General features: G+C 57.1%; 14 protein-coding genes. 5 read left to right on the top strand and 9 right to left on the bottom strand.

Annotated features, from left to right (window positions below):
* Together G8346_RS04055 and G8346_RS04050 are read right to left on the bottom strand one after the other, a co-directional pair.
* A complete protein-coding gene (locus G8346_RS04055) occupies positions 1-1,344 on the bottom strand; it encodes a VWA domain-containing protein (protein WP_166048482.1) in 1,344 nt (447 codons plus the stop codon).
* A complete protein-coding gene (locus tag G8346_RS04050; RefSeq protein ID WP_166048480.1) occupies positions 1,341-2,078 on the bottom strand; it encodes a MerR family transcriptional regulator in 738 nt (245 codons plus the stop codon). Before G8346_RS04050 ends, G8346_RS04055 begins: the two co-directional genes overlap by 4 nt.
* 602 nt (positions 2,079-2,680) lie before the next feature.
* Here G8346_RS04050 and G8346_RS04045 point away from each other — a divergent pair.
* Entirely contained in the window at positions 2,681-5,701 is a 3,021-nt protein-coding gene (locus G8346_RS04045; protein WP_166048478.1) for a helicase-related protein, read from the top strand.
* 29 nt (positions 5,702-5,730) lie between these two features.
* Positions 5,731-7,461, top strand: a complete 1,731-nt coding sequence (locus G8346_RS04040; RefSeq protein WP_166048476.1) for a hypothetical protein — start codon at positions 5,731-5,733, stop codon at positions 7,459-7,461.
* Positions 7,462-7,514: 53 nt separating this feature from the next.
* Here G8346_RS04040 and G8346_RS04035 read toward each other — a convergent pair whose 3' ends face one another.
* The 5 genes from G8346_RS04035 to G8346_RS04015 all read right to left on the bottom strand — a co-directional run bounded on the left by G8346_RS04035 (position 7,515) and on the right by G8346_RS04015 (position 18,206).
* A complete protein-coding gene (locus tag G8346_RS04035; RefSeq protein ID WP_240901273.1) occupies positions 7,515-9,164 on the bottom strand; it encodes a DNA cytosine methyltransferase in 1,650 nt (549 codons plus the stop codon).
* Between the two features lie 71 nt (positions 9,165-9,235).
* Entirely contained in the window at positions 9,236-10,963 is a 1,728-nt protein-coding gene (locus tag G8346_RS04030) for an NERD domain-containing protein (RefSeq protein WP_166048474.1), read from the bottom strand.
* Positions 10,964-10,972: 9 nt separating this feature from the next.
* Positions 10,973-12,817 (bottom strand): DUF1998 domain-containing protein, encoded by a 1,845-nt coding sequence (gene drmB, locus G8346_RS04025; protein WP_166048471.1) that lies wholly within the window; start codon positions 12,815-12,817, stop codon positions 10,973-10,975.
* Positions 12,814-16,161 carry a helicase-related protein gene (locus G8346_RS04020; protein WP_166048470.1) on the bottom strand — a complete coding sequence of 1,116 codons (3,348 nt, stop codon included), beginning with the start codon at positions 16,159-16,161 and terminating at the stop codon, positions 12,814-12,816. The genes drmB and G8346_RS04020 overlap by 4 nt, the downstream gene beginning before the upstream one ends.
* A gap of 20 nt (positions 16,162-16,181) precedes the next feature.
* A complete protein-coding gene (locus G8346_RS04015) occupies positions 16,182-18,206 on the bottom strand; it encodes a UvrD-helicase domain-containing protein (protein ID WP_166048468.1) in 2,025 nt (674 codons plus the stop codon).
* Between the two features lie 247 nt (positions 18,207-18,453).
* Here G8346_RS04015 and G8346_RS04010 point away from each other — a divergent pair, with 247 nt between their 5' ends.
* From G8346_RS04010 to G8346_RS04000, 3 genes are all read left to right on the top strand, one after another.
* Positions 18,454-18,903 carry a very short patch repair endonuclease gene (locus G8346_RS04010; protein WP_166048466.1) on the top strand — a complete coding sequence of 150 codons (450 nt, stop codon included), beginning with the start codon at positions 18,454-18,456 and terminating at the stop codon, positions 18,901-18,903.
* 1,385 nt (positions 18,904-20,288) lie between these two features.
* Positions 20,289-22,220 carry a restriction endonuclease gene (locus G8346_RS04005; protein ID WP_166048464.1) on the top strand — a complete coding sequence of 644 codons (1,932 nt, stop codon included), beginning with the start codon at positions 20,289-20,291 and terminating at the stop codon, positions 22,218-22,220.
* 97 nt (positions 22,221-22,317) lie between these two features.
* Positions 22,318-23,817: a hypothetical protein gene (locus tag G8346_RS04000; RefSeq protein WP_166048462.1), complete on the top strand. Its 1,500-nt coding sequence runs from the start codon at positions 22,318-22,320 to the stop codon at positions 23,815-23,817.
* A 299-nt stretch (positions 23,818-24,116) separates the two neighbouring features.
* Here the strand turns inward: G8346_RS04000 and G8346_RS03995 are convergent, their stop codons facing one another.
* Together G8346_RS03995 and G8346_RS03990 are read right to left on the bottom strand one after the other, a co-directional pair.
* A complete protein-coding gene (locus G8346_RS03995) occupies positions 24,117-25,070 on the bottom strand; it encodes an HNH endonuclease (protein ID WP_166048460.1) in 954 nt (317 codons plus the stop codon).
* Positions 25,060-25,467: an HIT family protein gene (locus G8346_RS03990; RefSeq protein ID WP_166048459.1), complete on the bottom strand. Its 408-nt coding sequence runs from the start codon at positions 25,465-25,467 to the stop codon at positions 25,060-25,062. Before G8346_RS03990 ends, G8346_RS03995 begins: the two co-directional genes overlap by 11 nt.
* Positions 25,468-25,469: the final 2 nt, after the last annotated feature.

The raw sequence follows: 25,469 nt of genomic DNA, 5'->3' as shown, positions 1-25,469 counted from the left end.
TTACCGCGGGTCCCGCCGCCGCGGCTCGGCCTTGCCCTGCGCGCGCTTGCGGCGCAGGTAGTCGGGCGCGTCCATGCTGCCCGGATCCTGACATTCGTTCACGTGGGCCATGCGGCTGCGCATGCGGCGCGAGCTGTACATCGCCTCCTTGGCGAACATGAGCTCGTCGCGCTGGCGGGCGAGCCCCTCCAGCTCCTCCACGACGCCCTCAAGCCACGGGTTGTCGACCGACATCTGCCGCGCCTGGGCGAGCGCCAGGTTGACCGCGTTCCAGTCGTGCCGGCGCGCGGCATCCCGCGCCGTCTGCTGCATGCCGGCCACGAGGAGCTCGTTCACCCGGCGGCGCCCCAGCTCGTCCTCGGCCAGGGCCGCATAGGCGGCCGCCGGCATCGCGGGCAGCGCCAGCGATTCGGGGCTCGTCTGGTGCTCGACCCCGTCGAGGTCACGCCAGGCCGCGCGCACCTTCACGAGGTCGCGCAACTCGCCCGCCGTCGCGGTGCCGGCCTCTACGGTGAGCTGCACCAAGGCCCAGGCCTCGCCCTCGTAGGCCACGTCCGGCAGGCGCCAGCCGCCGCGCGCGCCCTGCCGATAGCCGTTGAGCACCTTGGCCGAGACACCGGCCGCGGTCTCGACCCGCAGCTCCACCTCGCGGGCGCACAGCGCGCCCATCAGCGCCAGCTCCTCCTGGAACGGGTCGGCCAGGTCGTCGGCGCTCTGGCCGTAGTAGGCGTTGCCGCGGCCGGCGTCGGCCATGGCCGTCATGAGCTCCTCGTTGAAGTGGTGCCCGAGGCCGTAGGTCGAGGTGGTCACGCCGGCGTCCGCGAGCTGCGTCACCTGGTCGGTGATCGTGCCGATGCCGGTGATGCCGCTGTTGGCACAACCGTCCGACAGCAGGATCACGCGCGACAGGATGCCCGCGCCGGTGTGCGGCGCGAGCGTCTCGGCGCCGGCCAGCCAGCCGCCGTGCAGGTTGGTGCAGCCGCCCTCGTCGATCGAGTCAATCGCGCGACGCAGCGTGTCGCGCTGGTCCATACCCAACAGGCCGGTCAGGCGCTCGACCGAGTCGTCGTAGATCACGATGGTGGCCTTGTCCCCCGGGTTCAGCCCGTCCACCACCATGCGCGCGCAGCGCTTCGCTTCCTCGAGCGGCTTGCCCGACATGCTGCCGGAGCGGTCCACCACCAACGCCACGTGCACCGGGCCACGGGCCGGGCGGTCCTTCTCGGGCCGGGGCGGCGCCTGCACACGCACCAGCACGTCCACCGTGCTGCGATGTTCGGCCAGCACCGCGGCGCGCGCCGGCGTCATCACCAGTGTCAGTTCGTTCTTCAGTTCCCTGTTCATTTCCGTTCTCCTCGGGTCATCCTTGCCTCGCGCAGCGCCTCAGCGAGCGCCTTCCCAAGCGCCTCCGCCTCCGCCGGCCCCAGCCGGCGCAGCTCGCGCGCGTCCACGTAAACCGTCGCCCACGGCGTCAGCCGCAGTTGCACCATCTCCTCCCGCTCCACCGTGCCCGACTCGTTGCCGAGCTCCCGCAGGGTCTCCGCCAGGCCCATGCGCCGCGCCGCGAGGCCGGCCGCCCGGGCCAGCGAGTCCGAGCGCGGCGGCGCGCTGTCCGAAAAGGACGGCTCGCGCATGCGCATGGATGCCGCGACGGGCGACACCGCGCGGCGACGCGAGACTTTATCCGGGGCAGCCTGCGAAGCCCTGATGCGGGCGATCGCCCGCTCCGCGTCGGTCGGCAGCTCCGGCTCGCCCTCTTGCAGCGCGGGAATGGGCAGGTCGTAGGTCTGGATCAGCTCGGCGATCTTGGCCAGCGGCCAGCCGTCCTTGAGGAGCTTCCGGGCGATCACGAACTCGGCCGCCTGCCGGGCCCCGTAGACCGCCTCGCGGCCCTGCCGGACCGGCGGGGTCAGCACCTCGACGGAGACGTAATGGCGGACCAGGCGCTCGTTGGCGACCTCGCCGTCTTCGATCCCGTTGTCCTGCAGGAGTTGGTTGCAGAGGTCCGCGAGCTCAGTCGCGGAGCCCTTGAAATCAAGGACTTCGTCGGGGATAGCGATCGGAAAGACTTGCGACATTGACAATCTCCGTTGACGATGACAGCAGCTTAGTCACGTCAATGGCCTTTGTCAACGTCAATCACTGTGTCGGAGCGATTATCTCAGGGGGGAGGCTCAGGGGGTGAGCCTGTCATCCCTGCGAACGTCAAGTCGCTCCAGTGCCAGATTCGTCTTAAGAGGCCCGTCCATGACTACATGTTCAGGGGTTGACCTTCAAAACCGGTAAACCCCACATCTCGCATGACTCGTATTTACGGAGTACGGTCAGGCGTTAATCTCGACTGCGGTACCTGGAAAGCCTCAGCATTGGAGAGATTATCCCGGTTGAGGTGGCTCACGCGGCGAGCCCGGGCCCTTGTTAGAAAATACAAGTTGGCTGCTCTTGGGCTTAACGGAATCATTTACCTTTTTTCGATGTGTGTCCCCAGATCAGCCAAGTATCAACCTGTGACTCTGCCTGGAGGTCAATTTTTCGCGGCTATGATTGGCCAGTCATTTAATCCTGAGCTTTTTTGTCAGCTCGTATCCATTGGCAGGAGCGCTGCGTGGAACCTGGAACGCAAGTAAGACTGAAGAGTGACCCATCCCGCATCGGCACCCTCACGGGAATCAAGCGGACAATGGGTGGCAAACTCTACTACCAGGTAAGATTTCCTGACACCAGTACATTCTACGCAGAGCCCAGCCTTGAACCCGCTGACGCAGGGCCGCAAGATCCCATCGAGCTTCTCCGCGAGGGCCGCCTTGGTCGCGCCCGCGACTTGCGTAGTTGCCTGACTCACATACGCCTGACCGGGCGCCTCGCCGACCTGATTTACAGCATGGAAACGACTAATACGGATTTCTATGCCTATCAGTTCAAGCCAGTCCTGAGTTACCTGGAATCCCCGAGTAACGGCATTCTGATTGCGGATGAGGTTGGTCTCGGAAAGACCATCGAAGCTGGACTGATCTGGACAGAACTACGCGCCCGATTCGACGCCCGCAGGCTGCTGGTAGTTTGTCCGGCCATGCTGCAACAAAAGTGGCAGATTGAGCTCGAGCGCAGGTTTGGCGTTGAAGCCTCCATTCTGGATGCAAAAGAGCTGACCGCTCTGCTGAAACGCGTCCGGCAAGGCGAGAAATCATCTTATGCGGCCATCTGCAGCATGCAGGGTGTTAGACCGCGTCGCCAGTGGGGAGATGACGCGAATCTTAGTCCCGCCTCGATCTTGGCCCGTCTTCTCGACGAAAGCGCCTTTGATGAGCCGCTGGTCGACCTTCTTGTCGTTGACGAAGCGCACTACATGAGAAATCCCGAAACGATGACCTCGCGTCTTGGCAAACTTCTCCGACCGGTTTCCGAGGGCATAGTGCTCCTGTCGGCGACCCCGCTTCACCTCAAGAACCGGGATTTGTATGAGCTCCTGAACCTCGTAGACGAAGATACGTTCTCAAACCCTGACGTCTTCGATGACATTCTGCAAGCCAATGCGCCGCTGCTGAACCTGCGAGACGCGATCCTCCAAGGCAGTGCGCGGCAGAAGGATTTCCTGGAAAACTTATCCAACGCGCGGTCTCACTACCTCCTGCGTGAGAACCAGCAGATTTCGAACCTGGTTCAGCATCCGCCCCCTGATGAGGCGTTTCACGACCACGGCAGGCGCAGTGAACTTGCAGCCGAAATCGAGAGAATCAATCTGCTGTCCCATGCGGTGACAAGGACTCGGAAGCGTGATGTTCATGAACGCAAGGTCGTTCGTGAAGCTGTGCCAGAGCACGTAGAGATGTCGACGCTTGAGGCTGAAGCATATTCTGCCGTCACACAGATAATCCGAGATTATGCTGAGCGGCAGGGTGGGCACGAGGGATTCCTGCTGGTGCAGCCCCAGCGCCAGCTATCAAGCTCCATGGCCGCCGCAGTCGCGGACTGGCATGAACGCGGTCTGGACTTGGAAGAACTGTTTGACGGAGTGGACGAACTGCCCGATGAGGACAGAGCCCAGCCGGGACCGCTCGTCTCGACTCTGATTCGGCACATTTCCGACGTTGGCGATCCGAAAGCGTTGCGCAAGGCAGATACCAAGTATGCACGATTGAGGGCCATGCTCTCGGACCACCTCAGGGCGCACCCGGGAGAGAAGATAATCCTGTTTGCAACCTTCAAACCGACCCTGCGTTACCTGAGACAGAGGCTCCAGGAAGATGGCATTTCCGGGGTCTTGCTAACTGGCGATTCCGGCCAGCAGAAGATGGAAATCCTGGAAGACTTTTCGAGGGATCCGAATACCTCAATCCTGCTCGCCTCAGAAGTAGCCAGTGAGGGTGTTGATCTGCAGTTCGCACGAGTACTGATCAACTACGATCTTCCGTGGAATCCAATGCGGGTCGAACAACGCATCGGTCGAATAGATCGCATCGGCCAAGCGGCAGATCGGATAACCATCTGGAATCTTTTTTACGCAGGAACGATCGATGAAAGAATTCACGACCGGCTTTTTCAGAGACTGAGAATTTTCGAAGAAGCGCTTGGCGGCCTTGAGCAAGTCCTCGGAGAAGAAGTCCGACAGCTGACGATGGACTTGTTATCAGGACGACTCACGCCAGAGCAGGAAGCGCAACGGATTGATCAGACCGCCCAAGCCCTTGAAACGAGGAAGCTGCAGGAGTCACGACTCGAGGAAGAAGCCGGAAACCTGATTGCTCACGGGGACTACATTGTTAGGCAGGTCAGCGCCGCGCGCGAAATGAGCCGCTGGATTACTGGCGAAGACCTTTGGAATTACATCAGGGATTTCATCGATGACAGGTACCCGGGAAGCGATTTCAGGCAGGCTGAAAATCGCGAACTGGTATTCCAGGTCACTCTGTCGGAGAAGGCGCGGGCAGACCTTACAGCGTTCCTCAAGGCGAAGAAGCTGCTGGGAACCACCCAGCTGGTTTCCAACAATCCAAAACCAACGACCGTTCACTTTTCCAGCAAGGCGCACACGACGCGACGCGGGAGAGAAGAGTGGATAACCCAGTTCCATCCATTGGTCCGGTTCGCAAGTCACACCATCGGTGCAGAAGCCAACCCCTTCTACCCTGCCGTGCTGGTCGAGGTCCGCACCAGTTCGATTCCCCGATTGCAGGCCGGACTCTACCCTTTCTACGTCGGTCGATGGTCCTTCACCGGCCTCCGTGTTATCGAGAAACTGGTGTTCCAGGCTGCTGCCATTGACAGCGACGGCGGGCTGACGCCGTTGGATGCAGATAACGCAGAGTGGCTAGTTACGCGCGCGGCAATGCACGGAACTGACGGGATTGATGCCGGGGCAGGCATTGAATATGACACTGCGGCCCGGGCGGTTGAGCAACTTATGCTCCGGTCCTTCGCGGAATACGATTCCTTCGCCGGGCGTATTGCTGCTGAGAATAGTGACCGGGTCCGATTACAGAAAGCTGCGGTCCGGAAGCACCTGCAGCGGCAAATGGAGTCTCTGCAAAGGGTTCGGGCCTCTCTTGAGGAGAAAGGTCGAACAAGACTGATCCCCGCGACAGAAGGAAGGATGAACCGCCTCAGTGCACGAATGGCGCAAAGGCTCTCAGAGCTCGAATCCGCGGGCAACACGCGTCACGAGCGTTCTGATGTTTGCCTGGGGCTGATCAACATTCGGTGACAGGCCATTGCTGATTTTGGAGACCAAGGATGGGAAAGCGCGGCAGAAGGGATGAGGGGCTCTTTGGACACAACAGCCTGGGCGACAAACTCAGGGCATTGCTCTTCGGCAGCAAGAAAGACTCCCGGAAAGATACTGCGAAAGAGGAGGCGAAACGACCCATAGAAACAGTCCGCCGCAGCGCGGATCAGGTCGAACCGGCCCGGGAGCGCCTTGAGCAGGCCAGAGAGGCCCGGCCGGATTCCCGCCACCCGCACCTAAAGGGCAGTTCCAAAGCAGAGATCGTCCTCCCCGAAATAGCGCCCTGCCATTTCGAGATGCTCCGGGAGCGTCCTGAAGCTCCACGCCACACAGGGCCACGCGGGGCGCGGAAGTCGATCCGGCTGAAGTACGGAAGCGGACCGGAAACCGATCTTGTCATTGGCATTGACCTTGGAACCTCTTGCACGAAAATCGTCGTTCGAGACGCGATTCGCGACGAGGCTTTTGGTGTACCTATTGGTGAATTATCCGGCTTCGACTCGGCTTACCTATGCCCGAGCCGGATATCGATCTCGCAAACCGGCACATTGAGGCTGGAGCCCGCCGGGCTCAGCATCTGGGACTTCAAGACCCGCCTGGTCAAATTCGGCGACACGCTTTTTCGGCTGGAGGAACGATTTCCGGAAGCAACTGCTCTAGAAATGACCACTGCGTATCTTGCTCTTGTCCTCACTCATACCCTCTGGTGGATCGAACAGCAGCTCGGGCGCCGACTTGAGAAGACCGCCGTCACGTGGCACCTGAACGTCGGGATACCAACCAACCAGTTACACGTCGCGCACTCCGCTACCCCCTTTCGTATCGCTCTTCTCGCCGGCTGGATTCTCGCCGAGCAGGGTCCCACTGACATCACGCTTTGCGAGGTCAGGACAGCGCTGGCCGAGGTCGATTCCTGGCTGGCCGCCGAAGATGAACAGGCGTGGCGCCCAAGGCACCATATCTCGAGGGATTTCGTACACGCCTTCCCGGAGATCGTCGCGGAGGTGTCCGGCTACGCGAGATCAAAAATACGTAAGGCTGGACTCCACTTCATAATGGATGTGGGCGCCGGCACCGTCGATCTGGCGACGTTTAACCTGGTCGACAGACCAGATGGAGACGCTTACGCGATCTTCCTGACGAAAGTGTATTCGCTTGGCACTGCCCGACTCCTCAGCTACAGACAGAACGCCCTGGATTCCATCCTTGGCAAGGACTCTGATCGGGACGAGATCGTAAACAAAGCCCTCTTTGGCGGGGCGGGAATGACGTCGAGCTTGCCTGACCTGAATACACTGGCGCCAAGCCTGTCTGCTGAAAGGCGCCCCGAAGTGGATAGTGGCTTTATCTCGATGGTTCGGAGCGGGTGCGCCCAGATTCTTCTTGAGACGAAAGCAAACAGGATCCAGGACGCGTACCAGTGGGAAAACGGACTCCCGGTATTTATCTGCGGCGGCGGATCGCTCGAGCCCGTCTACTTGCGGTCACTGAAGCTGGTCGAAAGCACGTTTACGCCAGCAAAACAGGGGTTCAGGTACATTGATTTGCAAATGCCGGACCAGTTCTATGCGTCTGGCCTCGCTCCGGCGATGTTTCACCGGCTGGCTGTCGCGAATGGCCTCGCATACCGGCACTTTGATATCGGGGAGCCTATTCCTCCCAGTGAGATTCCGGATTTGAAACGCCGCGATATCCCGGAGCTGCTGGGAGGTGCGTTTGTAAGGAAAGAGGACGTTTAAAGCCCTGCTCGTTTAAGCATCCACTCCGAAACCAGAATTGAACAAGCTCGAGCCTAAGCCATCAATTCATAGACAATCTGGCCAATCTGCTGCGCTAGGTATGGCGGAACCGCGTTACCGACCTGCACATACTGCTGGGTGCGATTGCCTTCGAAGAAATAGTTGTCCGGAAATGTCTGCAGCCGGGCCGCCTCCCGAACTGTGAGACTGCGGCACTGACCTGGATCGGGATGTATAAAGTAGTGTCCGTCTTTTGCGATGTGGCTGACAATCGTACTCGACGGCGCGTTTCGGGCCTGTACTTTGAATCGGTCAGCGAACTTTCCAGTCTCCCAGCTACGGTGGTTCGGCGCGAATATTTCAGGAAATTCACTGGACCTAGGAGAGAGGCCCTCCGTCTGATAAGCGAAGCTTGCGCAGTACATGTAGCGACCAAGATCCGTAGGCATATGTGCCTTAGACTCGTGATTCACGAAACCCGCGATTTCTTCATCTAACAGCCATCTCCGGAGATTATCCGGACCCTTGAACTGCTTATTTCCCGGAACGAACTGCCCCCCACGAGTCCTCAGTCGATGCGCTTTCTTCAGCCCTCGATCTACGACGTCGCAACTCAACCCTTGCCGTGCGAGCTCTTTCGAGACGATTTTCGCCTGTGCAGCGATCTCTGAAGCCCAAGTTTCATGCGAATCTAGTTGCTTGGAAATACCACTGCGAACGTCGGGAAGGTCTGCCAACATTTCCCCGACGGTCCATTGTCTCGGAGACTCTTGAAGCACCGATGGCGAGAGAGAGATATCCTCGCGCACGCCAAGCAGGATCACCCGATGCCTGGTCTGCGGCACACCGTAATTCTCGCTGCGAATAATACAATCGGAACCCGAAGTATCGGCTTCACCGACCTCGTGGCCTGTTACCAGAGAATAGATCCTGTAACGGCCCTGCCGCGTCGTACGTTTCCCCAAAGCGCGATCAGGGCACCTCAAGTCCACCAGCAGGCTAGGGAATATCCGCTGATTCTCAATCGAGGACGACAGGATGCCCTTTACATTCTCCATGACAAAGACTTCGGGCCGCATGGTCTGGAGAACCCGGAGGTACTCGGCATACAGGAAATGTCGCTTGTCCTGTTCCGGGCGATAGTCCTTTACGCCACGATTGCGGGCGCGACCAACTAGTGAATACGCTTGGCACGGGGGACCTCCGATCACAACCCAAGGACCCTCATGCTTCCGCTTGAGTGATCTCAATCGGGTATAGATGAGTTCGTCATCTGCACTTTCTCCCAACTCACGAGGCGAGCCAAGAGTTTCTTCGATGGCCCTATTGGCCTCATCTGGATACCTTTCAAACAGTGTTTCCCGCGAAATCACTCCGCGGATGTAGTCGTAATAGTCTCTCGGAAGCTCGGGAAACTGGCGCGTGAACGCTCTGAGCTGGAGCGTGCGGTGCGCACTCGGCTCCATCTCAACAGACATTCGGATCTTGAACGGTTTGTGCACACCGTCTCGACTGAATGCCGAAATACCTTCGCCCAAGCCGCCGGGTCCGGCAAACAAATCTATGACGCCTATATCGGATCGCATCGACCAAAAGTCCTTGTTGACGATCAGGTTAGGGGGTCTTCCGATGACGAGCGATCCATCATCTCTGCCTTCAGACCGCAGAGCGGTGTTCGAGGGGCTGCTCACCGTCGCAAACATACCAATGCATGTAAGAGCGACTCCGAGTGAAAGTTACTAGATCAAATTCAGCTCTTCTCCCGCCCGGCCATTCAACTGACCAGACGCGCACCAAACTCTCTCAGGCGCCTTTCGTACTCAACTTTGGTATCGGACTGAAGGAACGTTGTAAGCAGAAATTGCGCCCTGGACAGCCCTGCATAATGAAGAAGGGCCTTGGCTTCGTCCTCCAATCCTTGTATATCGATCGCAATCACGCACTTTCTCTCAAGGCCCTTGAACGCGTGAATGGTGCAGAAGGCGATGTGGTCTCCGTTTGGGACATCCTCCGTCAGGTCGACGATCGGCTGACCCGCCAGTCGTGACATGTTCCGAAGAAGCGATCCGCTCTTCCGTCTACTGCTGAGGATAATGATATCTGTCGGATCGAGATCCCGCTCAAGCAGGCGCTCGACCTCTTGAGTTATCTTTTGCTCAAAATCGCTAGTATCTCTATAAGTAACGGTCTTACATGCTGGCCCATCAATGGCTCCCTCGATAGCACATTCGAATCCCGCGATTACTGAAGTCTCAACGGCAACCGGACGAGTATTTCTACAGTTAACCGTCAGTTCATAACTCGCGTAGCCGACATCTTGGAGGCGCTCCAGCGCCTCAGTCGACAGCTCCCCGTAAATGTCTTGTTTAGGATCCATAAAGAGATGCCATTCGCCGAAGTCGATCCCGCCTTCGACGATAACGTCGATTGCATCGAGGTGGGACGGCGTAAGGATGTCCTGGGCCTCGTCCACGATCAGGACGTCGAATGGCTTGAGATCCAATTCGAGGACGGAATCGGCAAATGCTTCCGGCATTACGGTACCGTAAAGTTTGCGTTCGTCGCCCCCGGCAGCACTCAGCAGTTCAAGATTCCCTGCATCGCTGATTACGCTCCGATAATAGGAATGCAAATTTGCGACCGTGATCAGATCTCTAAGGCTTTCTGGAATATTCTCTGTTATATGCCTTGCGAGCAACTTGTTGAAGCAGACGTAAAGCACTGACTTGCGGCACTCCTCAGCGCAATACTTGGCCTTGTCAAATGCCAGCAAAGTCTTTCCCGTTCCAGCCAATCCGCTCACAATTGTCTTTGGATTCGCCTTCATCCCTTTCAATATCTTTGCTTGAGTGGCCGTCAGTTCAATGAGCTCTGCGTGCAGTGCGTTCAAGTAGCTGCCCAGACTCATGTGAGACTCGACGTCTGGGCGAAGAAGCCGACGGATCTCCTGTATGTCCTCCTTCTTTATCTCCCGCGGCGATCTTTCCCTGGTTACTTCATGCCTTTCACGCCAGAATCTGGCCAGGCGCCCGACATAGAGAGCGAGATCTTCTCGCCGGTGTCGACGATCCCACAGGACCTCCTGAATGATCTCCTCGCTTTCAGCGGTGAAAGTCTCGTATGGCAAGGCCACTCCATACCCCACAAGGCATCCCCGAAACCGCTCGTTGTCATAGAGCCTGTTGCGAATAGTGGCTGCCGCTCCGGACGCCTGAGCCCACGGGCTTTCCGCCTTGGTATACGATTCCCGTCCATTCGGTGAGGTGATAGTCCACTCTCCATCCCGGCACGAGACCGTCCCGCCCTTGACCTCAATCACGAATAGGCCCTTGGTGGAAATAATGACGATATCGGTCTCGCCCCACATCTTGAGCGGGTGCCTTGAAAGCTCCAACGAATGCAGCACGATCCATTCATCCGGCAACTGGCGGCCTAGGCTTTCGAATACCAGTCGCTCGCTTCTCGGACAATCTTTAGTGATTTGCGGAATCAGCTTTGCCACGCCCGTCCCTCAGCCTTTCTCAATACCATCGAAGTAGCCTTTCCATCTGCCTTCTGCATGGCCGATCAGCATGGATCTGTCCAATTCCTTGTTGAACTTCTCACAGGCTGTTTCCGGAACGAGCAGACAGCAATGGCATGCAGCCCCACTGATCCGTTCTCCGGCAACATCCGGTTCCGTTTCCAAGCAGACCGGATCGCTGCCACACCACATGGCTTCCTTCAGTGCTCGTACAACGAGAGGTGCGAGCCTTGTTGGGTCCGCCAGTCGAACGAGACCCCCGAGGCTACCTTCCGAGTCGGGGGTCCCCGTATAGATGAGCACGCCATGCATCGAAGGACCCTCCTCGTCGTCTTCCTTTATGTAGAGGCGCTCGCGAAGCGCAGCAGATGAGTATCCGCATTCAACAGAAAGGCGGCGGATCATGACGTGTGCAAACGAATGAACGAGTAGCACGCGCGGCGTTATATCGTACTCCGGCGCGTACCCTCGTTCCGCAGCAACCTGCTTGGTCCAGCGATCAATTGCAGCTGCTCGCACCGATATCTCTGGATTACACGCAAGCCAGGACTCGATCTCTTCATTCCGGAAGCGAAGGAAAATCCCCTCCCCTCGAATCTCTGCAGCAGGAAACCAATTTCGATTGGTTTTCGCCAACGGCGCAAGTCTGCCATCCCGCAGCAGCTGCTGGGCATTCCGGATTGAAACTGGTTGAGGCTCGATTCGTGAAAACCCGATCATCGCCCTGACTTCGCGCAGCCTCGATACGGCCCCGATGCTATCGAACCACTTCTGGATCATAGGCGGTGGATCGCATGCGACGTTCTGAAACTGCGATACATAGCCACCTATGGCGGGAATATCCTCAGTGGAACCCGACAGAGCCGCGTATTCTAAAAATCGAAGATCGGGATTACGGTCTTCCGAATCATCGCCGCGCTCCAAGGCTTTCCTGCGGCGGCAGGCACTGAGCAGAACTTGGACCGGAATCCCAAGCTCTTGGGCGGATCCCGCGAGCACATGCCCCAGACTCTCTTCTGGCAGCGCTTGATAAACCGACCAGTGCTCGTCAATCAACTGCTGAACGGGTTCCGAGATCGGCGGAATCGATAAAGCGCTCACCACGGCCGGAAAATGAACATTGGAAGCGCCGCGTTGCAGGGTACGGACTTCTTTCTCACATGGCTCATTATCCAGAAGCCAAATTCTTCTACCTTGGCACTTCAATCCACCTAGCGCCGACTTCTTGAAAGCATCTCCCATGGACTTGGTAGCGTTGCAGCTAGGGTTCATGCACTGTACGAACAAGTCTGCAAGCGCGGCACTCTTGCCATGCGATCTGAGGTAGAGCACGGGGTTTTCACAGACACCCAATTCGCGGTTCTTGTGGGCCCACCATATCCAAGGGAAGTCCGCCAAGTGGCCTTGGGCACATGCCTGAACGAAACGCACGGGATTAACCTTTTGATTGCATGCGGAACATCGCAACTGGCGCCCGTCTGCATCCGCCTCGAATGGTCGGTTCTCGGTACCCAGCCTGTGACATTTGGGACATTCCAACCATCGTGGAAACCGGTATACCGGGATGGCATAGTCGGACTTCACGAGATTCTGCCGGCCTTTCACCTCCTCGAGAATCGGCGCCATCCGAAACTCATTGACATCGAGTTGAGCTTGCAGCCTTGCTTCATAAATGATGATCGACGACTTTCTGGCAAGTCGAGTCTGCTTCTCCCACTCTTCCAAGCCCAGAGGAACGAACGAGCCGGGCTCAAGATCGACTATTGATCCGATTCCGTAGGTCGTGATGACCTGCGAACGCCGAATCTTCCCCAGCCATGGCACATCAGTCATTGATCTCCCTCCGAACCACCCGCCGCGTCGTGGAATACTTTGAGAACAAAAGCGGTCGATGGCTCGATTTCCCGCATGGAGTTCGGCGTTGGCCACGCCGGTGTATCGCTTATCCGCATCTTCTCGGCATCTCTCATGAGATGCGGCGACACGCGGCCGGGGGGAGCAGGGGCCTCCCAGTAGCGGAGCTTCTTTCCGATTGCCCTCTGTTCAGCTGCGCGCATTGCCCATCGTTGAACAACACGATCCAGTTCGTCACGAGTTTCGGACTCCTCCACGCCATTCGAGGCCAGGCGGGACCGTTCGACAAGGAAATCTACAACCTGTCTGACCAACGGATGGTCAGGATTGAACTCTCTGGCTTCGTCATCCTTGCGGAGCCCGGGAGTTAACTGCCTCAATGTGGCGATCAGAATTGCATGTAGTGCCTTGTCTCTCGCCCTAGGCGCCCAAGGAGTCACGCTTGTGGCTTCGACGTTTCGATAAAGCGCCGCGTGGTAGTTCTGGAAATGCTCGAAGTGCGCAAGATCTCGTGGCCGCCCGAAATTCAGGACCGTGCAGACAAGGCCAGGAATTCCTCGTCCGACGCGACTGGTCGCCTGAATGTACTCCGCAGTGGACTTCGGCTGACCGTTGACTACCATCAGCCCCAACCTCGGAACATCGACGCCCACGGAGATCATGTTACTCGCTAGTACTGCGTCAACTGGCTCGCCGCTCCATGGATCGCCGCCGAGCTTGATGTTCAGCTTGTTCAGCTCCTCGGGGATCTTGCTGGATGGAATTCGGCTGCTGAGTTCCATCGGTTCCTGCTGCATCGGCCGGACGGAGGTTCCTTGTCGACCTGCGATGAATTGCATGGTGCGTGGGACGTCATCGAGCGTCATCACAATCGCACCTCCGAGCTCCCGGAGGCTGTTGAAATAGGCCACGGTCGTCCAATATGGATCGATATCGTCGTCACTCCAGGAGCCAAGCTCAAGCTCCGACTGGACTGACTGCATCGCTGCTCCAAATACTGCCTGCAATGCGAACTTGGGACTTCTTCCGGCGGACGAGACGCCAAGGTACAGACGGTCCGGGGCAATGTCGTCTCTGACGGCGAAAAAGGAATCCGATGAATCGATTCCGGGCGGCGGAAACTGAAGTACTGAACGGTTGAAGAGCGAGAGAACCTGAGCTTCAGCTTGACCGATCGTTGCTGTCGATCCAATTACCTTGGGCAGCGCCCCCGAAATGGAACACAACAGATCGATCGCAGATTCGTAAAGTCCCGTTACCGTTCCGAGTGGACCGGATATCAGATGCAGCTCATCCTGAATTATGAGTTCCGGTCGATTCGGCGTATCGAGTCCAAATATTCGACCGAGTTCCGCCTTTCTGGGCAGCTGGGCGAACTTATCGACCGTTCCGATTAACAATGCAGGCGGGCTCTTGAAGATCGTCTCGTCCGTCGTGTGTATTGGAAGGCGCCGCCCATACCACTCGCACTGATCAGAGTGACACTTGATATCCAAGCGGACATCTTCCTCATGCACCGAGTAATCGCTTACCGCCAGCTCCGTGTTGCAGAGGGGACAATTGAGCAGTTGCCGCGGAGTGGATCGAGGTCTTGACCCGCTCCGCTCCTCGTCAAGTTTCTCCCGAGCTTTGTTCAACTTGTTGGGAGTCGACTCATCACCAACGTAGAGCCCGAGTTCAATGGGTGCTGTCCCGAGCTCTTCGGGGTTCTCGAGTCTTAAAGACTCGCAGGATGTGATCAATGCAGCTGCTCTCTGGAACTGCTGAACCGTCAGCAGCCTGAGCGTATAGCGCATCAGAACGTCAGTGCCTCCCTGCTCTCTTCGATACCGACTCGTAAGTCTTGTATGGAATATCGAGAAAGCAGTAAGTCCCAAGTACGCCTCGGTCTTACCGCCGCCGGTGGGAAACCAGAGGAGATCCATGGTCTCCCGATCCTTATCCTGTGGATCGGCGATTCCAGGAATCACGAGCAGAATGAACGCGAGCTGGAATGGTCGCCAGACCAGTGGCCCCGCTCTAGCTCCCTTTGACTCATAGCGCGCCTGCGCGTCGAGCGCCTGATTCGCCAGAATGAAGGCTCGCCAGACGGTATCGTTTGATTCGAGGGCCTCGGCACCACGGCGCATTCTCACCGCAGCCTCATCACAGCGGCTGCGATTGTACGCCGCAGCTTCAGCGAGAAGTCCGTCGAACTCGCCGACCCGCGAAGCGACGTACCCCGTGATCCAGCGCTCATAGATATCGCAGAACTCGTGCATTGCTTTGACGACAGCAGGCCTGTTCTCGTTCTTTCCGAGCCATTCAGCTGCGAAAGGATTTAGCGACCGCCGCCTCATTTGGGCAAGAGATTCGTGGCCTTTGAAACTCGTACTCTTGACGACTGCTGTCGGAAGCCACGTCGTTGCGACCCAGTCGGCCGCGATCTCCGAGGCCGGCCACGTCGCAGAGACGCCGTGACCTACTGCAAACTCACGAGCGTCTCGGTATATCAACGTATTTGAACGCGAATCCTGATCGTCAGCGGTAATTAACAATTTTCGTGGCATGACCTGCAGGGGCAACCCGTCACCAACGTTTATTACCTTGACGCCGGCCTGAAACAGATAGTTCGCATCGAGCGGAAGCCCTCCCAATGTCTCATTGGGAGCCAGGTTGATAAGTGTTGCTGTGATGGTGACATGTTCTTCGCTCACCCTGTACCTGACATGAACTGCGAGATCAGGGTCGGTTAACTCGGTTCCATCGGGCAGCTGAAAACGACTTACCTTCCATTCTTTCGATTCGTCCCGCGGGTTGATATCAAGTACATAGTTGAGTTGTTTCCGACGCCACCTGTAGATTGGGCGGGCGCGGCGTTCCTCTGCGGCGTCCTCGTCGGGCTGGCGTTGTTCAACGTCAGCGACTGCCGGCGGCTTTACATCGCCATCGGCAACATCCTCATCGGGGACGTCAAGGGCTTCGACCTCTGGTTGGTCCGAGAGGATCTCCTCTGGCAAATAGCGGGCTGTAGACGCTGTTGTGAGGCGGACCGGCGTCCCTTTTGGTACCGAGAAGGTGAGGCCTAAAGAACACGGCCGAATAGCTCGATATCCGGGTACTGCAGCATCGATGGCGTCGTCATCCCTGCCTTCTGCGGACTTATCCAATCCCTCATCTTCGTCAGGGCCGAAGCCCGTCTCCTTAGGCCAGAGAATCCCCGTCAGGTAGGTATCGGAAGGACTGGAAGCCAGAATCTCCTCTGGCTCGCCTGGACCGCATAGGACCTTGGACAGCTCTGCTACGAGCCTTGACCGTATGACTTCCTGCTCACTTTCCGACATGGCTTTCTACCTATGATTGTTCAGGCGCGCCTTCTTTTGGGCTTGAAATATCCCAGTCCATGTATGCGTATGCCGCACCAGAGACCACTTTTTCGCCAAGGTTCGTGTATTTGCGACAGCTGCTCTCCCGAACCGGACATGCTGATTACGTCAGAAATCCTCAGGTTGAAGATTCTCGATGGGAGCACAAACTTCGCACCATTTCCGAAAATCTTGAAGACGGAGAGCAAATCGAATGTGAGCTGTGATCTTGTTAATCCAAGGAGCCGATTCGGTTCCCCGTCTTGCTGCAAGTAGATCTTGTATATGAACTGGTTCCTGGCACCTTCGACTACGCTCTTGACCAAGACGACCTTTCTGCCACGAATCAGCTCGGCGCTCTTTGCGAGCCAAGCCTGAGAGGCCCGGGCCTCTTTATTGGAATCGAAGCAGACTGTTGATACGAAACTCGGCTGTGACACGTCGCCAGGCAAACCGATTTCCACCTGGCACCCTCTACCGGATCCCCACCATTCACACCATCTGTTTCGCTGGTTCTGCCCGAAACTTGCCTTTCGTATCCTGTTGTTGCCACCTCCTTCAAGGCGCTCGAATGACTCTCCCGCACGACTAAGCGCTACGAACAGGACGTTTGCCGCCTCCAGCAAGCCACCTTCGTTTAGATGGCCCGCATCACGCACTTCATTCCGTTCTTCCCGAACAATATTCACGAGGTCGTACTCAAGGCCCTTCGATTGATGGACCGTCGTGATCTCAATCGATGACTTCAGCACCCCCTCGTCATCCGGCAGGAGGTCTGGCCACTGCAATCTTTCACGCAGAGTTGCGATGCTGATTGACTCCTGTCCTCGTAACGACGGCGCCGCAGTCTTGAGAAGCTCCCACGCTGCGTCGAAACTCGGCACTCGGTAGCCACTCTCCATTTCAGCATTCTCGCCATACACCAATTCGTATATTCTTGAGAATGTATTCTTGGTAAGCACGTCGGCAGAGAATTGACCCAGCGTCGCACCGATCCATGCGGGCACCGATTTGGTCGGTGATCCCGCCGCCAACACAATCGGAATTTTGGGTGGATCTTCTGAGCGGCCGTAAAGACTGTCTGCAATTTTCAGCGCCTGGCCATTCGTCTGGCACAGAATCGCGAGCTTTGTTCGCTCACCGCGAAGGCTGTCGTCGTCCATCACATCTTTGAGCTCAACAGCTGGAGACGCGTTGATGATTCTCGCGAGCTTCTCGAGCTTTTGCTCCGAAGAATCGGAGCCGAGCAGAATCGCCCGTGCCTTTTCAACCGTTCTGGCGATTGCCTGCATCGATCGGAAGTTGCTGATGAGACATCTTTCGTCGAGCTCCTGCCCGTACATGCCTCTCACGCGATGGAGCAAATCCTGGGCCGTGAACACGCTTGCGTTTTCTTGGTTCAGTCTGAGACTGAAACCGTAAATCGCCTGCGCCGGGTCTCCGAGCAAAGTGAAGCCAGCCCCGTTGCCTCCGGGCGGACAGACAAGCTTCAGCAATTCGACAACCAATTCACCCCTCCAGCCGGCAAGATCCTGCAACTCATCTACGATGACATGCCGGATGTGCTTCAGATGCCCGGAGACTTCGTCCCTTTGCTCATCGCGCAGCCTCTGGACGAGGCTGGCTATGTTGCTTTCATGCGTTCCTGATAGCAGCTCCTCGGCAGACTCGCCGCATTTCCGAAGCACTCGGAAAGACCACGAATCAAACGTCCGGACAACTACATGCCGCAGCTCCAAGAGCGACAGTTCGTCTACGTCCGGCAGTCTCCGAATCCGGTCCGCAACGTTCTTCACCGCATTCCGAGAGAAAGAGAGTACGAGAATCTGAGCGGGTCTTATTCCGACACTCAAAAGGTGTGCAAGCCGCCGCGCCAGAACCTCGGTCTTGCCGGTTCCAGGTCCTGCAAGAACCAAGACTCGCTTGCCCGGTGGGGCTTCAGCTATCTCAGCCTGGTCCGGCGTCAGCCGCATGGAAGTTGTGATGGATGGATTATTGGCCACAGCGAGCTCCGTTCCTGCCAATTGAAAATGCGTGGCCGACCCTTGCCCGAACCGTTCCCAGCTTCTCTTTCTTGTTACCCTTTGAAAGTCGCGCCACGCCCGGCTCCCAGAGGCTGGCCGGGAATCCGGGCGAACAGGACCGCATGACGAAAGGACCGCATTCTGTCCATGGCGTTGGTTCGTCTTTTGCCTCTGCAAGTTTCGGCTTGGAGAACCGGCGGGAAAATACAAGCGTGGATACTACTGAGCAGACGGACCAGCCATTTCTATGACTGACGTTTTTACAACCAAGAAGCGCAGCGAAGTTATGTCTTTGATTCGGGCCAAGAACACGAAGCCCGAGAAGATCGTGCGAAGTTATCTGCACAGAGCCGGCTTTCGATTCCGACTGCACAACAAGAAGCTGCCAGGCACCCCGGACCTGTGGCTGCCCAAATTTAATGCTGCAGTTTTCGTCAATGGCTGTTACTGGCATAGACATCGAGGCTGCAAGCTTGCCTACACCCCGAAGCAGAATCGCAGCTTCTGGGAAGCAAAATTCTCTGCCAACGTTCTGAGAGACGAACAGAACAAGTCCGCCCTTTTGGATCGCGGAATTCGCATCCTCATTATCTGGGAGTGTGCACTGAGGACTCTGGGTGACTGTGAGAAGAATCTTCCGAAAGTCGAAGATTGCCTCTTGTCGAAGAGCGTCTTGATGGAGATCCCAGAAAACTGATAGGAACTCCAAACTAGTGACACCATTGGCTCGACGGCCGCGCCCCGCGTATTTGCCGCGGAATTGCTGATTGTCTTGGTTGACTTCCCGTGCAGTCTCAAGCGAATGTCTTTTCTTGCGTCCGCTGACCCCTATGAACGCCGGCGGTCGACGAGATTCGAGGACCTTCTCGGCCGTCTGACCCGTTGGATTCAGCACCCAGTATCGCCTTAGATACTCGTACCGGGAACTGATATTTAATTTCGAAAACAGGGGGTTAGAAGCCAAACTCTATCTCCGGGGCCCTGTTTTCCCTTTGCAATCCATCGTCTCGCTATCCTATCTGAGGAACGTCAGCGCAGTCGCGCGGTGCAACATACTGGGATTTTTAGCCCAATATTGGTTCTTGACTCAATACGCACTTGACCCTCAGCGTACGTGCCCGGTACCGACGCGAATGCGCCTGGGGTCCCACTTTTACCAAAGTCCCCTGTGGTAAATCGGCCACCGATGCGTTTGCCGAGAAACCAGCCACTCCGTCCTTCTCCTCCACCGCGCTCCGCAGCTCCCATGCCAGCCGCCCACCCGGCCCGAAGGTGATGTCAGATCCGCTGGAATCCGAGCACTCGATAATTGGAGTTCTTTGGGGGCAGCTGCTCGTCAGCAGACCGCACATGAGAGGAGGCAGATCTAAAAATGCGGGGACCGCCCGGACGGTCAGCAGGTGGAGGGCAGGTGCATCGCAAAGGAGGTTCGCCGCGCGCCGCATACCTCGGAGGCAACATACTTCACCCGGAAATCCAAGCCCGAAAGCATGGAGGCTTCTGATATCTACAAGCTGCAGAAACTGGCTGATGAGAAAGCCCAGCTGAAGCGGATTTATGCGGAAATGGGCTTGGTGGATACTGCGCTGAAGGAGGTCATCAATCGCAACCTTAGGTCCGCCGATCGACTGAAGGCCAGCGCGGAAAGACAGTCGAGTGCAGCGGGCGTACTTCGCACTTAAGCTGAACCGGAGACGCAACGGCGAGACCCGGCTATCCGATGACCGAGCCTGAATGTTGACGAATCACGACGGTATCAATGCCTCTTGGTCTGCGGCACTAATGTTGGGGACGCTCTTGCATGGCCGACGCTTCTGGACCTCCAGAGTCGTCGATCACTTCGGCCGGAAATGGCCGGCCCGCGAGGGCGGCTTGAACCCTTCGCCGCTCTAAGCAGCTCCGCACCCTAGCTCGAAGCCCCTCGTGTCACGCGCGCGTTCGAGACAGAAGCTTGCCCCGGTTCCTCATTGCGCTGATGAGGTGCCTTCAAATAGGCAAGCTTACCGGGCAAGATACCGTGACGCTTTTTCTCCGGTAATCTACGCGCAAGGGAGTATCTTCACCAACAGCCGAGGGACGGTAATGGCGAAGGCGATCGCGTCGTGCGCATTTTCCCAACGCCGACGAGAAATAGAGGCGGAAACACCTTACGAGGCTCGCAGACTAGCCAAAGAGCTGGAAAAGTTCTGGCAAGCGGAGTTTTATTCGGATTCGTGGCGACTCAAGCGCTTCCGAAACGTGCTATCCACCTTCGGGCCGCTTCGAGCTGAGATCGCCGAGAGTTTCAAAGTCCCGTGCGCTTGGAAGAAAACCGCTCTTCGCTGGGACCACGCGCCACCGCGCCCGGTCAAACTTTGGGAGCAAAAACTCATAAATGGGAAAGCGACAGATATTCACCCCCGCTGGAGGAGCCCATTCGGACCGAACGTCCTAGGTGATAGAGGTGGAACAGCCACTGATCCCAACGCCTCCACGTCCAACCAGGCTTTCTTGTCAGACTATCAAGCTTTCCTCGACTCGATCGAGACCGCATCTCGGCATCGGATTGATGTAGCGCTATCTGAGGCCCCAGAGTTTCCCGTTCCCCCACCTCAATTCGAAGAGTTCCCAATTGTTCCAACCGAAGCGATAGCGCCAAAGCAGGCGCCCGACCGCCCACCGCCGCCAACCAAAGACAGCGATCCTCCTTCCATCTCGGAGATGCTCGCCTTAATGACGTCCAGCTCGACGCGCGAGGCGCGGGCCCGCGACCTCACCGAAAAGTACGCGGAGTGGAAGAAACGAATTGCTGAGATCGACGAACAAGCGGAAGCCGTGTCCGCCTATAACCGGTGGGCCCAATTGGCCAATACTGATCGAAAGGCCTTCTGGGATTATGCAAGACACGAGTATGAGAAGGCACGTCAGGAACTCCGCGAGACTTGGTCAAGACTGAAGACCGAATGGGATACCCAAATACAGTCCGACCGGGAGCGCTTCCAATGCCTGCGTGAGAAGTATCGCCAACGCAAGCCCAGTAGCGTCGAGGACTATTTCCGAGCGAATCTAGATGCGATACCACTACCAGGTTGGTGTCCGCGGAATTACGAGGTTCATTATGATTCGGACCAGTCAGTACTATTAATCGATTACCAGTTGCCCAACATTCCGCGCCTGTCGGTCCTTAAGTGGAGGGAGCTAAAGCGAGGAGGCAAGACCGTATCGGCCAATAAAGCAGAGGCTAAACAATTCGCAGAGTCGATGACATACCTCATCGCCTTGCGACTTCTCTGGGAAACCGCTTGGGTCGATGAATCGAGCGCAGTTTCTCTCGTCGCGATCAATGGATTCGTCGTTTCTGACGATTCTGCCACCGGCCAGCGACGATCCGACGTCATCCTCTCTGTCGCGGCGCCCCCAGAGACACTGAAACAGATCGTCCTCCACAAAGTTGATCCCCAGAAGTGCTTCAGAAGCTTCAAGGGGATTTCCGCCTCGAAAATCCATGAACTTGTACCAGTACAACCAGTCATCCAACTCGACAAAAGCGACAGGAGGCTCGTGGACTCACGAGAGGTGCTGGATTCTGTCGGCGACGAAAACCTCGCAACTATGGACTGGCAGGACTTCGAGCATCTAATTAGAGAACTCTTCGAACGGAAGTTCTCCGGAAATGGAGCCGAAGTCCGTGTCACCCAGGCGAGTCGCGACCGCGGTGTCGACGCGATCATTTTCGATCCAGACCCGCTAACTGGCGGGAAAATCGTCATTCAAGCCAAACGATACGCGCACACAGTCGACGTGAGCGCGGTCCGCGATCTATATGGGACTGTGCTAAACGAGGGTGCAATGAAAGGTATCCTCGTAACAACTAGCAACTATGGTCGTGACGCATTCGAGTTCGCTAACGGCAAGCCGCTTACCCTATTGAATGGTCAGAACCTTCTGGCCCTTCTTGAGGCTCAGGGTTACAAATTCAAAATCGACCTAAATGCCGCGCGACAGCTCTTGAGGGCGGGGCGGAACCAGGAGTAGCCACCGCCGAGGAACATGGCTACGCGTTTCGTAACGGAGGCTGCGAGATTTGGCTGGCCTTGATCGCAGTAAAGGAACAACCGAGTCCGAGCGATACTTGGCCAAGCTGGCCGAGAAATCATTTGTTAATCTCTGGACTTACCCCAACGTATATCGGGACCAGGGTAATGCTGGCAATGGGAACGGCAAAGAAGTCTGCGACCTGTTAGTGGTCTGCGGAGATGATGTCCTCGTATTCAGCGACAAGACTATTGCCTGGCCAGAAAACTGCGATTTAGCGGTCGCTTGGCAACGGTGGTTCAGGCGTGCGGTCTGGCAGTCCCTGAAGCAAGTAAACGGCGCCATGCGTTGGATTGACCAGTTCCCAGATCGGCTGTTTATTGACCGTGAATGCAGTAAGCCAGTTCCCATATCTCTTCCGCCGCCGGACCGGCGGCGAATGCACGGAATCATCGTAGCGCTTGGCGCTGGTGAAGCTTGTCGGAGTTACTTTGGTGGCGGCTCCGGCAGCTTAATGGTGACGCCCAGCATCGTTGGTGAAGACCATCTCCAGCCGGATTCATCTCTCCCCTTCTCGGTAGGCGACGTTAACCCGAATGGTCCGTTCGTGCATGTACTCGATGACGTAACCCTCGACGTAGTGATGCAAGAACTCGACACCGTCCGTGACATGACCGAATACCTGCGCCGCAAGGAACGCCTAATAAGGCGTGGGCAACTAATTAGCGCTGCGGGGGAAGAGGAACTCGTCGCCTACTACACGACCCATATGAGTGGGGACGAACGGCATGACTTTACGACGCCTGATGGCACCGATCTTCAGGATAGCGATTTCATTGCCATTGAAGAGGGCACCTATGACCACATAAGTAGCCATCCCCAGTACCTAGCGAAAAAGAATGCCGATCAAGTCTCATACGTTTGGGATCGCCTTATTGAGCATTTCACGAGAACAATGCTGGACGGGACAGTTCTGACAGGCGACGAGTCCGATTTCGACCTCAACACTTATGAAGCTGGCATTCGTCATATGGCGCTCGTGCCACGGTTTCTGCGGCGCGTTCTAGGGCAGGCATTTCTGGAGGCTCTAGAGAACGGGCGCGATCAGCCTCGTTTCTCTCGAGCGGTGTTGATGGGTAAGAGCCATACAGGCGCAGACACTGCTTTCTATTTTATGACCTTGGCCGTACCTGATCCGCCGCCTCCGGGTGGTTATGAACACTATAGAGAAGTGCGCCGAAATTTCCTGCGCATTTATGCCCTCCTTTTCCTACGAAAGTACCCCCACCTTCAACGCGTGATCGGGATTGGAACTGAACCTCCGCCAACCGGGAAAGACCATGATGGATCGTCACAAGATCTCTTGTTTGCCGAGCAGCCCGAATGGACTGACGAACTCCACCAAAACTTAGATACTGATATTGAGAATTTTGGAATTATGCGACCAGGCACCTTCGAAACGCGTGCGTTTCGTGGGGAAGAGTTCCCTAAGGCTATTGATGATTCCTCGTTCCATCCGAGTCCGACGGCGGGACCGAACCGTCGGACTCGGAGAATGCTAAAAGCGAAGGCTAGAAGAAAGAAGAAAGGCGGCTAGCCGTGTTGCCCCGATGGCTCCGCGCTGCTTTCCTCCGCCCATCAGTACCAGCCCCGTGCGAAGCTTAGAAACCGCCTCCCCGACGCGAACCTCCACCACCGCATGAAAAATCTCGGCGGATTAAGACCTTCCGCAAGTAATTAATGCATCTATGCTGGGCTGCAGGTTCGCCAAAGGGTCCTAGTCACCTTCAAACGTGAACCCAGGCTTAAGGTCCGCCGCGGTGAGGTGCTACCTAATCTCCGTTAGCCGACGGACATGGACGAAAGCGGTCCGTCGCATCCGCTCGTCGTTACCTCTCATACAAACCTCAGTGCTTTTAGACGCCACTCCAACGCGTCACGACGAGGATACATTCGCGCTTCAGAGGGGAGGATGAGTGGCTTCCCCGCCAAACGGGTGAAGACTTGATGATCAGGAATCCGTTCGTCCAACCGAGGACTGACCCGCCAACGAAAATCAGTACCTGGCGCGATGAGGGACTGGTCCATCGCCCAATGCATATCAGGCGTTAGGGCCAGACCGTTACGTGGGTCATCGTCGCCACTCTCGCCGAAGGGGATGATGTGAGCCGCCTCGACCATTGCCGAGCCGTCTGGCAGCACAAGCCTCAGACCGGTTGCAGCACACCGGTAGTCATAAATCTCTGTGACGAGGCGACGAAATGCGGGGTCTCGCACGAAGGCTGGCGGCCCCGCCTCATCCTTGATCGCCCGTCCGAGTTGGCGCAATTGAAGCTCGTAGTTCGAGACTTGGCTCTTGATCTCGACGACCTTCCCAAGCTCATCAAGGCCCCGGTGGAACCATGTTTCGGCTAGGGTCGCAGAGAGAAGGTCGATGGCGACTGGGTCCTGGAGCAACTCGAACAGCTCATAATCCAGGTAGGCGTATTCGATGTTCTCCTCGATATCCTGCGGTGATCGGGCCGAGCGCATGGTGCGAAGGACCGCCTCGCGTCCTGGCTTCGCCTTCAAGTGCCAGAATGAGGCGCGGCGACCCTGCAGGGAACCTTTGAGGTGGAAGAAGGGATAGTTCGGCTTTGGATGATCGCCGGGCGATCGTACCGCGTCGAAGTATTCTAGAAACCGCTCCAGCAATGCTGGGGAGTACTCGATCCGGTTCCTCGTCAGAGCGCCGCTCCGTGCCATGTCGAGCACGGCCAGTAGCATGCAGATCTTGTGCGGGCTGTAGCGGCCGCCCGCCTGGTTGACCTTCAGCTCCCGGAACTTCTCTTGGTAGGCGCTAAGAGACATCCGTCCCCCTGCGTCTGTCCGATGCTTTTTCGTATACGGCCCGGCCCGGAATCACATGCCGCACGCCGCCCCGCGGATCCTCGACGTCCCCGCGAAAACGCGGGATCACGTGGACATGCAGATGGAACACAGTCTGGCCGGCAGCTTTCCCTCCGTTAAAGCCGACGTTGTAGCCATCTGGCTGCCGGGTCTTCTCGATCTCTTGCCGGGCAATCTCGATTCCGCGCGTGACGGCTGCCTGCTCCTCGGGCGTGGCCTCGAACCAAGTCGGCACGTGCCGTCGAGTGATCACGAGCGCGTGGCCGTCAGAGACCGGAAACGCGTCCCACAGGCAGCAAATCAGGTCATCCTGGTAAAAAACTCGCTCTTGCGAAGGCTCGCAAAAGGGACAGTCCATGC

The sequence above is a fragment of the Thioalkalivibrio sp. XN279 genome (genome assembly GCF_011089885.1).
Lineage (GTDB): Bacteria > Pseudomonadota > Gammaproteobacteria > Steroidobacterales > XN24 > XN24.
Note: the sequence above shows the minus strand (reverse complement) of the source record. Positions and strands in the feature narration are given on the sequence as shown.

Excerpts from the sequence above, each read along its gene's own strand:
- G8346_RS04045 (WP_166048478.1), top strand. The coding sequence starts at position 2,681 with ATGGGTGGCAAACTCTACTACCAGGTAAGATTTCCTGACACCAGTACA.
- G8346_RS04005 (WP_166048464.1), top strand. The coding sequence starts at position 20,289 with ATGGCGAAGGCGATCGCGTCGTGCGCATTTTCCCAACGCCGACGAGAA.
- G8346_RS04035 (WP_240901273.1), bottom strand. The coding sequence starts at position 9,164 with ATGTTTGCGACGGTGAGCAGCCCCTCGAACACCGCTCTGCGGTCTGAA.
- G8346_RS04040 (WP_166048476.1), top strand. The coding sequence starts at position 5,731 with ATGGGAAAGCGCGGCAGAAGGGATGAGGGGCTCTTTGGACACAACAGC.
- G8346_RS03990 (WP_166048459.1), bottom strand. The coding sequence starts at position 25,467 with ATGGACTGTCCCTTTTGCGAGCCTTCGCAAGAGCGAGTTTTTTACCAG.
- G8346_RS03995 (WP_166048460.1), bottom strand. The coding sequence starts at position 25,070 with ATGTCTCTTAGCGCCTACCAAGAGAAGTTCCGGGAGCTGAAGGTCAAC.
- G8346_RS04010 (WP_166048466.1), top strand. The coding sequence starts at position 18,454 with ATGACTGACGTTTTTACAACCAAGAAGCGCAGCGAAGTTATGTCTTTG.
- G8346_RS04055 (WP_166048482.1), bottom strand. The coding sequence starts at position 1,344 with ATGAACAGGGAACTGAAGAACGAACTGACACTGGTGATGACGCCGGCG.
- G8346_RS04050 (WP_166048480.1), bottom strand. The coding sequence starts at position 2,078 with ATGTCGCAAGTCTTTCCGATCGCTATCCCCGACGAAGTCCTTGATTTC.
- drmB (WP_166048471.1), bottom strand. The coding sequence starts at position 12,817 with ATGACTGATGTGCCATGGCTGGGGAAGATTCGGCGTTCGCAGGTCATC.
- G8346_RS04020 (WP_166048470.1), bottom strand. The coding sequence starts at position 16,161 with ATGTCGGAAAGTGAGCAGGAAGTCATACGGTCAAGGCTCGTAGCAGAG.